Origin of the sequence: Streptomyces sp. A012304 (genome assembly GCF_026008495.1) — a bacterium.
Taxonomy (GTDB): Bacteria; Actinomycetota; Actinomycetes; order Streptomycetales; family Streptomycetaceae; genus Streptomyces.
In genome coordinates this window covers 144,370-158,447 of the sequence record NZ_BQUN01000098.1, presented here as the reverse complement: position 1 = coordinate 158,447, position 14,078 = coordinate 144,370, and the positions used below count along the sequence as shown (strand labels likewise).

Here is a 14,078-nt window from a genome sequence, read left to right as displayed (position 1 = left end):
TTCGGTGCATGGCACCCAAAACGGCAGAAAGCATCGGCGGAACCCTGGAGGAACGCATCACCGGCGCCCTCGTCGGCGCGGCCGTCGGCGACGCCCTCGGCGGCCCCGTCGAGGGCTACACCCCCGACCAGATCCTCCAGCGCCACGGCGGCCGCGTCACCGGCATCGTCGGTCCCTGGAACGGCGACGACTGGCGCACCGCCCGCCCCATCGCCCCCTACCACAAGGGCGACGGGCACGTCACCGACGACACCTTGCTGACCCACGCCCTGGTCAGGGTGTACGCCACGGTCCGCGACCACCTCGACGCGTACGCGATCGCCGACCACCTGGTCCCCGACCTGATGACGAATCCGCGCTGGATCCCGGAACTGGAGTCCGAGGCGCTCCCCCTGCACCGTGTCTTCCTGGCGGAGAAGTGGCTGGTGGCCCGGCTCCACTACGGCCATGTCGACCCGCGCGAGGCCGGCGTCGGCAACATCGTCAACTGCGGTGCGGCGATGTACATGGCGCCGGTCGGCCTGGTCAACGCGGCCCACCCGGCGGCCGCCTACGCCGAGGCGATCGAGGTCGCGGGCGCGCACCAGTCGTCGTACGGCCGGGAGGCGGCCGGTGTCCTCGCGGCGGCGGTCGCGGCCGCCTGCGCCCCCGGGGCGAGCGCGGAGTCGGTGGTGACGGCGTGCCTGTCCGTGGCCAAGGACGGCACCCGGACGGCGATCGAGAAGGTCTGCGAAGTGGCCTCGCGCCACCAGGACTTCGAATCGGCCCTGGTCCCGTTGCGGGAGGCGGTGGCCCCCTACGACACGGTCGGCCCCGACTACCGGCAGCCCTCGCTGGCCGCCCGCCGCCCCTCCCGTCTGCACGCGATCGAGGAACTCCCGGTGGCCCTGGGCATGGTGCTGGTCGCGGGCGGCGACTACCGGCACGCCGTCCTGGGCGCGGTGAACTACGGCCGCGACTGCGACTCGATCGCGACGATGGCGGGAGCGGTGGCCGGCGCCCTGGGCTCCCCCGTCCCGGACGAGTGGTCGAAGCGGGTCGCGGAGGCCAGCCGCCTGGACCTGTGGGCGCCGGCGACCACGCTCGCCGAGGTGACCCGGGAGGTCTTCGCGCGCGACGTCCGCCGCCGCCGGGCCCACGAGCAGGCGTTCGCCGCGATCGGAGGCAGGTGATGCTCCGCCTGACCTGGGTCCAGCCGGAGGACCTCCTCGGCCACGAACTCCGCCAGGCGGCCCAGGACGGCCGGGAGCCCTGGGCGATCGCGGCCCGCTGGAGAGCGGCGGGCGGCCACGAGGCCCCGCCCCGGGCGGGCGCCTCCCCCGACCGCGCCTCCCGCTACCTGCGCCAGCTCGCCGAGGACCTCCTGGACGAACTGGCGGACCTGCCCAGCCGGTTGACGGAGAGCGAACCGACGGACCTTCAGCAGATCAAGGCCGGCTGTCCGGCCTGGCCGGCACCGGCCGCGACGCCGGCCCCCGATCCGGCCGCCCTGGAAGCCGCCTGGCTGGGCCGAGCCGCCGGCTGCCTCCTCGGCAAACCCGTCGAGAAGCTCCCCATGCACGCCATCCGCGCCCTCGCCCGGTCTGCCGGCAACTGGCCCCTCACCACGTACTTCACAGCGAAAGGCGTCCCTGCGGCGCTCCTTGCGGCCCACCCCTGGAACCGCCGCTCGGCCACCACCTCCCTCGCCGAGAACATCGACGGCATGCCCGAGGACGACGACCTCAACTACCCCTTGCTCAACCTCCTGCTGCTCCAGCGTCACGGCAGGGCCTTCACCACCACCGACGTGGCGACGACCTGGCTGCGCGAACTCCCGGCCGGAGGCACCTTCACCGCCGAACGCCTCGCCTACCGCAACCTCCTCTCGGGCATCGAACCCCCGCACACCGCCCGCCACCGCAACCCCTTCCGCGAATGGATCGGCGCGCTCATCCGCGCCGATGTGCACGGCTGGACCAACCCCGGCGACCCGGCCGCCGCAGCCGAGCAGGCCCACCGCGACGCCACCCTCACCCACACCGCCAACGGCGTCTACGCGGCGATGTTCACGGCGGCCACCATCGCCACCGCCGCGACCGGGACGCACGACGTCCACGCCTGCCTCGCCACCGGCCTCACCGTCGTACCGCCCCGCTCCCGCCTCGCCCGCGCCGTCCGCCACGCCCTCCGGCTGGCCCGCCTCCACGAGGACTTCGACACGGTCGTGGACGAACTCCACGCCACGCACGCCGACACCTACCACTGGGTCCACTCGATCCCCAACACGGCACTGATCGCCGCCGCCCTCACCCATGCCGACGGCGACTTCTCCGGCTCGATCAGCCGTGCCGTGTCGGGCGGTTGGGACACCGACTCCAACGGCGCCACCGCCGGCAGCGTCGCCGCCCTCCTCGCCGGCGCCCCGGCCGCGCTCCCCGACCGCTGGACGACCCCCCTGAAGAACCGCCTCGCCACCTCCGTCGCCGACTTCGACGGCACCGGCTTCGACACCCTCGCCCACCTCACCCACCGGGAGGCTGCACGCCCATGACCGACATCGTCGTGCTCGGCAGCACGAACATGGACCTCGTCGCCTACGTCGAGAAGCCACCGCAGCGCGGAGAGACCGTGACGGGACGGGAGTTCCGTACGGTCCCCGGCGGCAAGGGCGCCAACCAGGCGATCGCCGCCGCCCACGCGGGCGCCGACGTCTCGATGATCGGCGCCGTCGGCAACGACGCCTTCGGCACCCGGCTGCGCTCCACCCTGGAGCACTCCGGGGTCGACACCGACCACCTGCGCACGGTGGAGGGCCCCTCGGGCACCGCCCACATCGTCGTGGACGACGAGGGCGGCAACGCGATCGTCGTCGTCCCCGGCGCGAACGGCACCGTCGACCACCTCGCCCCCGGCGACGACGTCCTCATCGCCTCCGCCGACGCGCTGCTGCTCCAGCTGGAGGTCCCCCTCGCGGCGGTCGTGGCCGGCGCGAGGGCGGCCCGCGCCCACGGCGTGCGGACCATCCTCACCCCGGCCCCCGCCCAGCCCCTTCCGCCCGAACTCCTCGGACACACCGACCTGTTGGTGCCCAACGAGCACGAGGCCGCCGCCCTCACCGGCCGCACCGACCCCCGTGAGGCCGCCCTCGCCCTCCTGGACAGCGTCCCGGAAGTCGTCGTCACCCTCGGCGCCGCCGGCAGCCTGTACGCGGCCCGCGGCACCGAACCCCTCACCGTCCCCGCCCCGCGCGTCACCGCGGTGGACTCCACCGGCGCGGGCGACACCTTCGTCGGCGCCCTCGCGGTGGCCCTCGGCGAGGGACGTCCCGTACGGGAGGCGCTGTCCTGGGCGGCCGCGGCGGCCGCCCTGTCGGTGCAGCGGCCCGGCGCGTCGGCGTCGATGCCGTACCGCTCCGAGATCGACAAGCAGTACGCGTCATGAACGCCACGAAGCCCGGCCCGCTGACCGGCCTGCGCGTCCTGGACCTGGCCACTCTCTTCGCCGGCCCTCTCGCCGCCACCCTGCTCGGCGACTTCGGCGCCGAGGTCGTCAAGGTCGAGCACCCGGCGAAGCCCGACCCGTCCCGCGGCCACGGCCCCTCCAAGGACGGCGTCGGCCTGTGGTGGAAGCTCCTCGGCCGCAACAAGCGCGCCATCACCCTGAACCTCTCCAAGCCCGGCGGCCGCGCCACCCTGCTGCGGCTCGCCGCCACCGCCGACGTGATCATCGAGAACTTCCGCCCCGGCACCCTGGAGAAATGGGACCTCGGCTGGGAGGAACTCTCCACCGCCAACCCGCGCCTGGTCCTCACCCGGGTCACCGCCTTCGGCCAGTTCGGGCCCTACGCCCACCGCCCCGGCTTCGGCACCCTCGCGGAGGCGATGAGCGGCTTCGCCGCGATCACCGGCGAGCCGGACGCGCCGCCGACCCTGCCGCCGTTCGGCCTCGCCGACTCCATCGCCGGTCTGGCCACGGCGTACGCGGTGATGACGGCGCTCGCGGCGCGCGACCGCACCGGCGAGGGACAGGTGGTGGACATGGCGATCATCGAGCCGATCCTGACCGTCCTCGGCCCGCAGCCCCTCTGGTACGACCAGCTCGGCCATGTCCAGCCGCGCACCGGCAACCGGTCGCAGAACAACGCCCCGCGCAACACCTACCGCACGGCCGACGGCGACTGGGTCGCCGTCTCGACCTCCGCCCAGTCGGTCGCGGAGCGCGTGATGCACCTCGTCGGCCGCCCCGACCTGATCGACGAGCCGTGGTTCGCGACCGGCGCCGACCGGGCCGCCCACGCCGACGTCCTCGACGAGGCGGTCGGCCGCTGGATCGCCGCCCGCACCCGCACGGACGTCCTCGCGGCCTTCGAGAAGGCGGAGGCCGCCGTCGCTCCCGTCCAGGACGTCCGGGACGTGATGACGGATCCCCAGTACCAGGCCCTCGACACGGTCACCACCGTCGACGACCCGGAACTCGGCCCGATCCGCATGCAGAACGTCCTCTTCCGTCTCTCCGCGACGCCCGGCGCGATCCGCTGGGCCGGCCGCCCGCACGGCGCGGACACCGAGGCGGTCCTCACCGAGCTGGGGCTGACCACCGCCGACCTGGCCGCCCTGCGCGCGGAGGGCGCCCTGTGACCTTCCCCCTGACCTGGTTGTACGCCCCCGGCGACCGCCCGCACGTGGTCACCAAGGCCCTCGGCTGCGGAGCCGACGTCGTCGTGATCGACCTGGAGGACGCGGTCGCCCCCGACCGCAAGGAGTACGCCCGCGCCGCCACCGCGGAACGCCTCGCCGACCCCCAGCCGGTACCGGTCCACGTCCGGATCAACGCGCTGGACGGCCCCCTGGCCGGCGAGGACCTGCGCGCGCTGGCGTCGCTGCCCGGCGTCGCCGGACTGCGCCTGCCGAAGGTGACCGCCCCGCTCCAGATCACCCGGATCGCGGAGCGGTTCCCGGGCCCGCTGCACGCGCTGCTGGAGACGGCCCTCGGTATCGAGCACGCCCACGCCATCGCCACCGCCCATCCGGCGCTGAACGGCATCGCCCTGGGCGAGGCGGACCTCAAGGCCGACCTCGGCGTCCGCGACGACGCGGGGCTCGACTGGTGCCGCTCCCGGGTGGTCGTCGCCGCCCGGGCGGCGGGCCTGCCCCCGCCGCCCCAGTCGGTCCACCCCGACACCCGTGACCTGCGAGGCCTCGCGGCCTCCTGCGCCCACGGCCGCGGCCTCGGCTTCCTCGGCCGCTCCGCGATCCACCCGCGCCAGCTGCCGATCATCGAGCGGGCCTACCTGCCCACCGAGCAGGAGCTGGAGGAGGCGGAGACGGTCGTCAAGGCGGCCGCCACCGACCAGGGCGCCCAGGCCCTCCCGGACGGCCGCTTCATCGACGCGGCCGTGGTGGCGGCGGCCCGGCGCACCCTGTCCCTGGCCCGCCGGGCCTGACAGACACACGGCGAGGGCGCCCGGAACAGTCCGGGCGCCCTCGTCGTCGTACTCGCCGAACGTCAGCTCTTCTTGCCCGCCGACTCGGCCGTGTCCTTCGCCGCGTCCTCGGCCTCGCCGTCCCCGCCGGCGTCGCTCTCGGCCTTCGCCTTCGCCTTGGCGTCGACCTCGTCCGTGGCCTTGTCTTCGGCCTTGGCCGCGTCCGCCGCCTTGGCTTCGTCCTCCGCCTTGACCTTGGCCTTGGAGTCCTTGAGGTCCTTGGGGTCCTGGGGATCCTTGAGGTCCTTGGGCTCGTCCTCAGCCTCGGCCTTGGCGTCGTCCTTCGCCTCGTCCTTCGCCTCGCCGTCCTCGGACGTGCCCTCGCCGTCGAAGGCACCCGGCTCCACCACGAGCTCCCGCCCCGGCCGCTTCTTCGCCGACACCACGAGGTACGTCACCGCGAGCAGGAAGACGATCAGCGCGGTCCAGTTGTTCAGCCGCAGGCCCAGGATGTGGTGGGCGTCGTCGACGCGCATGTACTCGATCCAGAAGCGGCCGGCGCAGTAGGAGGCGACGTACAGCGCGAACGCCCGGCCGTGTCCCAGCTTGAAGCGGCGGTCCGCCCAGATGACGAGGAGCGCGACGCCCAGGCACCACAGCGACTCGTACAGGAACGTCGGGTGGTAGTAGCCCGGCACCCGGCCGTCCGCGGAGGACGTGATGTGCAGGGCCCATGGAAGATCGGTCTCCCGCCCGTACAGCTCCTGGTTGAACCAGTTGCCCCAGCGGCCGATCGCCTGCGCGAGGGCGATGCCGGGGGCGACGGCGTCGGCGTAGGCGGGCATCGGGATGCCGCGGCGGCGGCAGCCGATCCAGGCGCCGAGCGCGCCGAGCGCGATCGCGCCCCAGATGCCGAGGCCACCCTCCCAGATCTTGAAGGCGTCCACCCAGTCACGGCCCTCGCTGAAGTACAGCTCGTAGTCCGTGATCACGTGGTAGAGCCGGCCGCCGACGAGGCCGAAGGGGACGGCCCAGACAGCGATGTCGGCCACCGTGCCGGCCCGTCCGCCCCGGGCGACCCAGCGCCTGTTGCCGAGCCAGACCGCGACGAAGACGCCGATGATGATGCAGAACGCGTAGCCGCGCAGCGGAATGGGGCCGAGGTACAGCACCCCGCGTGACGGGCTCGGAATGTAGGCAAGTTCCATGGCAAGGTCGACGCTACCCTGCCGCACCGGGCCCACGGCGGGCGGCCCGGCTACGGCTCCATAACGGGCCGGTGAGCAAGGCTCACCCCTGGTCCGCCTCCTCCACCATCTGCTTCAGCTTGGCCGGTGTCATCGTCTGGTCCTGGTAGATGTTCTTGCCGTTGAGCAGCACGGTCGGTGTGCCCGTGAAGCCGCCCTTCTGGAAGGCCTCGTGGGACTTCGCGACCCAGCTGTTGTGCGTGCCCTTCTCGACGCAGGTGCGGAAGGCGGGCGTGTCGAGTCCCTGGACCTTGGCCGCCAGTGTGAGGAGCCGGTCGTTCTCGGCGAACGCGTCGTCGGTCTCGGCGGGCTGGTTCTCGAACAGCACGTCGTGGTAAGCGGGGTACTTGCCGACGTCCTGGGCGCAGGCCGCGGCGTTCGCCGCGTTGCGGGAGCCGGTGCCGCCCATGTTGCCGTCGATGAGGGTGACCAGGTGGTACTCCACCTTCAGCTTCCCGGCGCCGGTCAGCTCGTGGATCGTCGCACGGTAGGCGTCCTCGAAGCTCTTGCAGGCCGGGCAGCGGAAGTCCTCCCAGACCGTGAGCGTCGACCTGGCGCTGTCCTGGCCGACCGGGATGGCGAGGGCGTCCTTGCCCCGCGCGCCGGAGGGTGCCACCACCGGGCCGGCGCTGTCCTCGCCGTCGTCCTTGCCGGCGTTCGCCGCGACGATGCCGATGACGGCCGCCAGGCCCAGCACGCACACGACGCTCGCGCCGACGATCAGCGTCCGGCGCCGCCGCTCCGCGGCCTTCTGCTTCTCGCGCTCGACCGCCAGCCGCTCCCGGGCGGTGCGCTTCCCTTCACGATTCTTCTCGCTCACACCCCGGAAACGAACCGGGGAGGCGCCCAGCGCCTCCCCGGTCCCAGGTCCACCCGTTCGGGTGAGTCATGCGACTCGCACGGATATGTCCGTTACGCCTGCCCGCGTACGCCCTTCGCCAGCTCCCCGGCGAGCGCGCGGACCGCCTCGACGCCGGCCGCGTGGTCCGGGGCGTCCAGCATCCGCTTCACGAAGGCCGAGCCGACGATGACACCGTCGGCGAAGCCGGCGACCTCGGCGGCCTGCTCGGCGTTGGAGACGCCGAGACCGACGCAGACGGGCAGGTCGGTGCCGGTGGCGCGGGTGCGCTCCACCAGGTCCTGGGCCTGCGCGCCCACCGACTCGCGGGTGCCGGTGACGCCCATCAGCGAGGCGGCGTAGACGAAACCGCTGCCCGCCTCGGTGATGGTGGCGAGCCGCTCGTCCTTGCTGCTGGGCGCCACGACGAAGACGGTCGCGAGGCCGTGCTTCTCGGCGTGCTCCCTCCACAGCGCCGACTCCTGCACGGGCAGGTCGGGCAGGATCGCCCCGGCCCCGCCCGCCTCGGCCAGCTCGGCGGTGAACCGCTCGACGCCGTAGCGGTCGATGGGGTTCCAGTACGTCATGACGAGCACCGGCTTGCCGGTGGCCGCGTGGGCCTCGCGGACCGTGCGCATGACGTCCGCGATGCGCACCCCGCCGCGCAGGGCGATGTCGTCGGCGGTCTGGATGACCGGGCCGTCGAGGACGGGGTCGCTGTGCGGCAGGCCCACCTCGACGACGTCGGCTCCGCCGTCCAGGGCGGCCTTGACCGCCTCGATGCCGCCGTCCACGGTCGGGAAGCCCGCCGGCAGGTAGGCGATCACGGCGGCGCGGCCCTCGGCTCTGGCGGCGGCGAGGGTGTCCGACAGCAGCTGGATGTTCCCGCTCACTTGGCGTCCCCCTCGATCTCTGCGGTGTCCGTGTCGGCGTCCGCGGCCACGGACGCGTCGGTGTCGTACAGGCCGAAGTAGCGGGCGGCCGTGTCCATGTCCTTGTCGCCGCGGCCGGACAGGTTGACCACGATCAGCCCGTCCTTGCCCAGCTCCTTGCCGACCTCCAGGGCGCCGGCCAGCGCGTGCGCGGACTCGATGGCCGGGATGATGCCCTCGGTGCGCGACAGCAGACGCAGCGCCTGCATGGCCGCGTCGTCGGTGACCGCGCGGTACTCGCCGCGCCCGGAGTCCTTGAGGTAGGAGTGCTCGGGGCCGATGCCCGGGTAGTCCAGACCGGCCGAGATGGAGTACGGCTCGGTGATCTGGCCCTCGTCGTCCTGTAGGACGTAGGAGCGGGAGCCGTGCAGGATGCCGGGCTCGCCCGCGGTCAGGGTCGCCGCGTGCTCACCGGTCTCCACGCCGTGCCCGGCCGGCTCGCAGCCGATCAGACGGACGGAGGTGTCCGGGATGAAGGCGTGGAAGAGGCCGATGGCGTTGGAGCCGCCGCCGACACAGGCGACGGCGGCGTCCGGCAGCCGTCCGGCGCGCTCCAGCAGCTGGCGGCGCGCCTCGACGCCGATCACCCGGTGGAAGTCGCGGACCATCGCCGGGAAGGGGTGCGGGCCGGCGACGGTGCCGAACAGGTAGTGGGTGTGGTCGACGTTGGCGACCCAGTCGCGGAAGGCCTCGTTGATGGCGTCCTTCAGCGTGCGGCTGCCGGACTTCACGGCGACGACCTCGGCGCCCAGCATGCGCATCCGGGCCACGTTGAGGGCCTGGCGCTGGGTGTCGATCTCGCCCATGTAGATGGTGCAGTCGAGGCCGAACAGCGCGCAGGCGGTGGCCGTGGCGACGCCGTGCTGGCCGGCGCCGGTCTCGGCGATCACCCGGGTCTTGCCCATGCGCTGGGTGAGCAGCGCCTGGCCGAGCACGTTGTTGATCTTGTGGGAGCCGGTGTGGTTGAGGTCCTCGCGCTTGAGGAACACCCGGGCGCCACCGGCGTGTTCGGCGAACCGCGGCACCTCGGTGAGGGAGCTGGGCCGGCCGGTGTAGTTGACGAGCAGGTCGTCGAGCTCGCGGGCGAACTCGGGGTCGTGCTTGGCCTTGTCGTACTCGACGGCCACCTCGTCCACGGCGGCGACGAGCGCCTCCGGGATGAACTTGCCGCCGAACGCGCCGAAGTAGCCCTCGGCGCTGGGCACCTGACCCTCGGGGTCGGGAATGAAGAACTCGCTGGGCATGCGGAAACCTCACGGTGAGTTGTTGTGGACAACCGTTGCCGTGGGGGCGGGGCGCGTCGGACGGCCGGACCGTCCGTGGTCCGTCACACGCGCGCGGCCGAGCCGCGTCCGTGCTTCGTCACGCGCACGCGGCCGAGCCGCGTGGAGGCGCTGCCCCGCGCCCCTGAAAGGGGCGCTGCCATCGCCGGCCGTTGACCTGACCGGGTTCGTCACCGATCACATAGCGCACGCGGCGGCCGTGCACCCGGCGTGCGGGCGCCCGGCAGCCCCGGGGCCGGCAGCCGCGCGCGAGGCGGGCGTACGGGTCCCGGGTCGTCGGGGTGATCGGGAGAGTCATCGGGGTCAGCCTAGCCGGGGATCAGCCGCGCCCGTGCCGCAGAGCGGGGTGTTCGCCCGCCGCCACCAGGTCGGCGACCGCCGACTTCGGGTCACGGCCCGTCACCAGGGACTCGCCGACCAGGACCGCGTCGGCACCGGCGTTGGCGTAGGCGATGAGGTCGTGCGGACCGCGGATGCCGGACTCGGCGATCTTCACGATGTGGTCGGGGATCTCGGGGGCGACCCGCTCGAAGGTGGAGCGGTCGACCTCGAGGGTCTTGAGGTTGCGCGCGTTGACGCCGATGACCTTGGCGCCGGCGTCGACCGCGCGCTCGACCTCGTCCTCGTCATGGACCTCGACGAGGGGGGTGAGGCCGATGGAGTCGGCACGCTCGATCAGCGACTCCAGCGCCGGCTGGTCGAGCGCGGCCACGATCAGCAGCGCGAGGTCGGCGCCGTACGCGCGGGCCTCCCACAGCTGGTACGACGTGACGATGAAGTCCTTGCGCAGTACCGGGATGTCCACGCGCGCGCGGACGGCCTCCAGGTCGGCGAGCGAGCCGCCGAAGCGGCGCTGTTCGGTGAGGACGGAGATGACGGCGGCGCCGCCCGCCTCGTAGTCCGCGGCCAGGCCCGCCGGGTCGGCGATCGCGGCCAGCGCGCCCTTGGACGGGCTGGAGCGCTTGACCTCGCAGATGACCTTGACCCCGTCGCCGCGCAGGGCGGCCGCACCGTCCTTGGCTGCCGGAGCCTTCGCCGCGCGCTCCTTGAGCTCGTCGAGGCTGACACGCGCCTGCCGCTCGGCGAGGTCGGCACGGACTCCGTCGATGATCTCGTCGAGCACACTCACGCGAGCGGCCCCCTTCCAGACGGTTGACAGTTCCAGCGACCGGTGGAACAGACGGTCACTGCGATGGTATCCGCAGGACGGGGCAGGGCTCGCATTCGGTGGATGCCAGTCCCACTGGCTGGACATTCGTCCGGATCAAGGATGCAGCCAGCCGCCGACCGGCAGGTTCCGGACAACGGTGAAGACCAGCAGCAACGCCCCCAGCGTCCACAGGTGGACCGGCCCCGGGTCGAGGCGGGCGGGCCGTCCGCGCACGGTCCGCACCACCCAGACGGTCCACAGCACGGCGAACCCGGCGACGGCGAGCACGGCGAACGCGTTGTCCCTCAGGGCGGTGAGGACGTCGCCGTGGACGAGGGCGTGGGCGCTGCGCAGGCCGCCGCAGCCGGGGCAGTACAGGCCCGTGTAGGTCAGCAGGGGGCAGGCCGGGTAGTGGCCGGGTTCGTTGGGGTCGACGGCCCCGACGTAGGCGAAGGCCCCGGCGACGGCCGCGAGGAGGCCGGCGGGCACCGCGAGCCGTGCCGCCAGGGCGGGCGTCGTCTTCCGGCGGTCGGTGTTCACGCCTGGCATTGTGCCCCGCGCGGGGTCGTCCGCGTACGTGTGAGGGGCGGCCGGTGGGTCACCGGCCGCCCCTCACGCAGTCGTACGGGCGCTCAGCCCTCGACGCTCGCCGGCTCGCGCGTGGCCGTGACCTGGTGCACCGGGTGGGCTTCCTTCGGCTGGCCCAGGCCCATCGCCCGCATGATCATGCCGACGACACCGCCCAGCAGCACGATCGCCATGCCGGCCCAGAAGCCCAGCGGCTCGGCCATCACCATGAACGCGCCCGCGACGCAGAAACCGATGAAGGCGATGGTGACACCGGTCCAGGCGGCCGGGGTGTGTCCGTGGCTGCTGCCCGCCATGACTTGCTCCTCGTTGCTGTCTGTGTTTCGTACGTGCTGTACGTGTCCGGGCCGTCGGGCCCGGCGTCCATTGTCCCGTACGCGCGCGCGTACGGAGTGCGGGGGTCGGTTCCCGGGGCGTCTGATTCACCACATCGGGAACGGGGTGGTGATCGCCGTCAGGCCGGGTCCGTGCCGGTGGGGTCCTCACCGCGGTCCAGGGCCTTCCAGATCTCCTCGGGCCGGTCCGGGTCGACGGGCTGGGCCCTGCGCCGGGGCCGGGGGCCGCCGCCGCGTTCGTAGCGGCCGGACATGCCGGGCCACAGGCGGCCGTAGCGCAGGGCGAGCAGGCCGGCCAGGAGGATGAGGGCGCCGCCCACGGCCGCGGCGTAGGGCCAGGCGGTGTGGGTGAGGGAGGCGACCGTCGCCGAGGTGTCGCCGGAGGCGCGGGCGGCCTTCTCGTCGAGCGCGGCGCTGTCGGAGGCGCCGGACAGGGCGGCGACGGCGATGCCGGCGCCGGAGAGCGCGAGGACGGCGGAGACCGCGAGGCGGCCCGCCCGGCGGACCGCGAAGACGGCGACGAGCGCGGCGAGGCCCACTATGGCCAGCGCCGCGGGGACGCCGGTGACGTCGCTGCCCTTGGCGGTCAGGGGGAAGGCGCCGCCGGCCACCGTCGCCGTGCCCTCCGACCACCGCTGCCGGGTCGAGAGCAGGGCCACGGCCGCGCCCAGCGCGCCGCACAGCAGGGCGAGGGCGAGGCTTCGGCGGCCGGACCGGGCGCGGCCGGCGGCTTCGGAACGGGGGTGCGGTACAGCAGTCACGTACTCCACTATCGCCTGAACCCCGGGTGAACCGTCACCCGGGGCCGACGTGACGATCGCCCTACTTTCCGAGGCGGTTGGCCGTGTGGACGGCGCGCAGGACGGCGGCCGCCTTGTTGCGGCACTCCTGGTCCTCGGCGGCCGGGTCGGAGTCGGCGACGATACCGGCGCCGGCCTGGACGTAGGCGGTGCCGTCGCGCAGCAGGGCGGTGCGGATGGCGATGGCGGTGTCGGAGTCGCCGGCGAAGTCGAGGTAGCCGACGCAGCCGCCGTACAGGCCGCGGCGGGACGGCTCCAGTTCGTCGATGATCTGCATCGCGCGGGGCTTGGGCGCTCCGGAGAGGGTGCCCGCGGGGAAGCAGGCGGTCAGGACGTCGAAGGCCGTGCGGCCGGGCGCGACCCGGCCCGTCACCGTGGAGACGATGTGCATGACGTGCGAGTACCGCTCGATGGACATGAAGTCGACGACCTCCACCGAGCCGGGCTCGCAGACCCGCCCGAGGTCGTTGCGGCCGAGGTCGACGAGCATCAGGTGCTCGGCGCGCTCCTTGGGGTCGGCGAGGAGTTCGTCGGCCAGGGCCTGGTCCTCCTGCGGGGTGGCGCCGCGCCACCGGGTACCGGCGATGGGGTGGACCATGGCCCGCCCGTCCTCGACCTTGACCAGGGCTTCCGGGGAGGACCCGACGACGTCGAACCCCTCGAAGCGGAAGAGGTACATGTACGGGGAGGGGTTGGTGGCCCGCAGGACGCGGTAGACGTCCAGCGCGCTCGCCGCGCACGGCGTCTCGAAGCGCTGGGAGGGGACGACCTGGAAGGCCTCGCCCGCGCGGATGCGTTCCTTGATGTCCTCGACGGCCCGCTGGTAGTCGGGGCCGCCCCACAGGGCGGTGTACTCGGGCAGCTCGGACGGCGGGAGGACGGCCGGGGGCTGGGCGACCGCGCGCGTGAGGTCGGCCTCCATGGCGTCCAGCCGCGCCACCGCGTCCGCGTAGGCCTCGTCGACGCCGGTGTCGAGGTCGTTGTGGTTGATCGCGTTGGCGATCAGCAGGACGGAGCCCTCCCAGTGGTCCATGACCGCGAGGTCGCTGGTGAGGAGCATGGTCAGCTCGGGCAGCTTCAGGTCGTCCCGCTCGCCGGGGCCGATCTTCTCCAGGCGGCGCACGATGTCGTAGCCGAGGTAGCCGACCATGCCGCCGGTGAAGGGCGGCAGGCCCTCCTGGTGGGGGGTGTGCAGCGCCTCGAGGGTGGCGCGCAGGGCGGCGAGGGGGTCTCCGTCCGTGGGGACGCCGACGGGCGGGGTGCCGAGCCAGTGGGCCTGGCCGTCGCGGGCGGTGAGGGTGGCGGCGGAGCGCACGCCCACGAAGGAGTAGCGGGCCCAGGACCGGCCGTTCTCCGCGGACTCCAGCAGGAAGGTGCCGGGGCGCTCGGCGGCGAGCTTGCGGTAGAGCGCGACGGGCGTGTCGCCGTCGGCGAGGAGCTTGCGGGTGACCGGGATGACGCGGCGGTCGCCGGCGAGCTTGCGGAACGTCTCGAGGTCCAT

General features: G+C 73.5%; 15 protein-coding genes. 5 read left to right on the top strand and 10 right to left on the bottom strand.

Going from position 1 to position 14,078, the window contains the following annotated elements; genetic code table 11:
• Positions 1-8 precede the first annotated feature (8 nt).
• From ALMP_RS23685 to ALMP_RS23665, 5 genes are read left to right on the top strand one after another with little or no spacing between them, the layout of a single operon-like run.
• Positions 9-1,172 (top strand): ADP-ribosylglycohydrolase family protein, encoded by a 1,164-nt coding sequence (locus ALMP_RS23685; protein ID WP_264931471.1) that lies wholly within the window; start codon positions 9-11, stop codon positions 1,170-1,172.
• Positions 1,172-2,533: an ADP-ribosylglycohydrolase family protein gene (locus ALMP_RS23680; RefSeq protein WP_264931470.1), complete on the top strand. Its 1,362-nt coding sequence runs from the start codon at positions 1,172-1,174 to the stop codon at positions 2,531-2,533. Before ALMP_RS23685 ends, ALMP_RS23680 begins: the two co-directional genes overlap by 1 nt.
• The gene (rbsK, locus tag ALMP_RS23675) at positions 2,530-3,423 is read left to right on the top strand and encodes a ribokinase (RefSeq protein WP_264931469.1); all 894 of its coding nucleotides are present in this window, start codon (positions 2,530-2,532) and stop codon (positions 3,421-3,423) included. The genes ALMP_RS23680 and rbsK overlap by 4 nt, the downstream gene beginning before the upstream one ends.
• Positions 3,420-4,619 carry a CaiB/BaiF CoA-transferase family protein gene (locus tag ALMP_RS23670; protein ID WP_264931468.1) on the top strand — a complete coding sequence of 400 codons (1,200 nt, stop codon included), beginning with the start codon at positions 3,420-3,422 and terminating at the stop codon, positions 4,617-4,619. Before rbsK ends, ALMP_RS23670 begins: the two co-directional genes overlap by 4 nt.
• Complete coding sequence (locus ALMP_RS23665; protein ID WP_264931467.1) at positions 4,616-5,425, top strand: CoA ester lyase; 810 nt, start codon at positions 4,616-4,618, stop codon at positions 5,423-5,425. The genes ALMP_RS23670 and ALMP_RS23665 overlap by 4 nt, the downstream gene beginning before the upstream one ends.
• Before the next feature lie 62 nt (positions 5,426-5,487).
• On the opposite strand, the gene lgt is transcribed toward ALMP_RS23665, so the two are convergent.
• The 10 genes from lgt to ALMP_RS23615 form a co-directional block, all read right to left on the bottom strand.
• On the bottom strand, positions 5,488-6,612 hold the full coding sequence (gene lgt / locus ALMP_RS23660; protein ID WP_264931464.1) for a prolipoprotein diacylglyceryl transferase: 1,125 nt from the start codon (positions 6,610-6,612) through the stop codon (positions 5,488-5,490).
• A gap of 82 nt (positions 6,613-6,694) precedes the next feature.
• Positions 6,695-7,471 carry a DsbA family protein gene (locus ALMP_RS23655; protein WP_264931463.1) on the bottom strand — a complete coding sequence of 259 codons (777 nt, stop codon included), beginning with the start codon at positions 7,469-7,471 and terminating at the stop codon, positions 6,695-6,697.
• Positions 7,472-7,563: 92 nt separating this feature from the next.
• A complete protein-coding gene (trpA, locus tag ALMP_RS23650; RefSeq protein WP_264931461.1) occupies positions 7,564-8,382 on the bottom strand; it encodes a tryptophan synthase subunit alpha in 819 nt (272 codons plus the stop codon).
• Positions 8,379-9,665 carry a tryptophan synthase subunit beta gene (gene trpB / locus ALMP_RS23645; protein ID WP_264931460.1) on the bottom strand — a complete coding sequence of 429 codons (1,287 nt, stop codon included), beginning with the start codon at positions 9,663-9,665 and terminating at the stop codon, positions 8,379-8,381. Before trpB ends, trpA begins: the two co-directional genes overlap by 4 nt.
• A gap of 118 nt (positions 9,666-9,783) precedes the next feature.
• Positions 9,784-10,002, bottom strand: a complete 219-nt coding sequence (trpM, locus tag ALMP_RS23640) for a tryptophan biosynthesis modulator TrpM (RefSeq protein ID WP_264931458.1) — start codon at positions 10,000-10,002, stop codon at positions 9,784-9,786.
• Positions 10,003-10,023: 21 nt separating this feature from the next.
• Complete coding sequence (gene trpC, locus ALMP_RS23635; protein WP_264931457.1) at positions 10,024-10,833, bottom strand: indole-3-glycerol phosphate synthase TrpC; 810 nt, start codon at positions 10,831-10,833, stop codon at positions 10,024-10,026.
• A gap of 135 nt (positions 10,834-10,968) precedes the next feature.
• Entirely contained in the window at positions 10,969-11,403 is a 435-nt protein-coding gene (locus ALMP_RS23630) for a DUF2752 domain-containing protein (protein ID WP_264931456.1), read from the bottom strand.
• Between the two features lie 83 nt (positions 11,404-11,486).
• The gene (locus tag ALMP_RS23625) at positions 11,487-11,738 is read right to left on the bottom strand and encodes an HGxxPAAW family protein (protein WP_264931455.1); all 252 of its coding nucleotides are present in this window, start codon (positions 11,736-11,738) and stop codon (positions 11,487-11,489) included.
• 158 nt (positions 11,739-11,896) lie between these two features.
• Positions 11,897-12,547, bottom strand: a complete 651-nt coding sequence (locus ALMP_RS23620; RefSeq protein ID WP_264931454.1) for a TIGR02234 family membrane protein — start codon at positions 12,545-12,547, stop codon at positions 11,897-11,899.
• Positions 12,548-12,599: 52 nt separating this feature from the next.
• On the bottom strand, positions 12,600-14,078 hold the full coding sequence (locus ALMP_RS23615; protein ID WP_264931453.1) for an anthranilate synthase component I: 1,479 nt from the start codon (positions 14,076-14,078) through the stop codon (positions 12,600-12,602).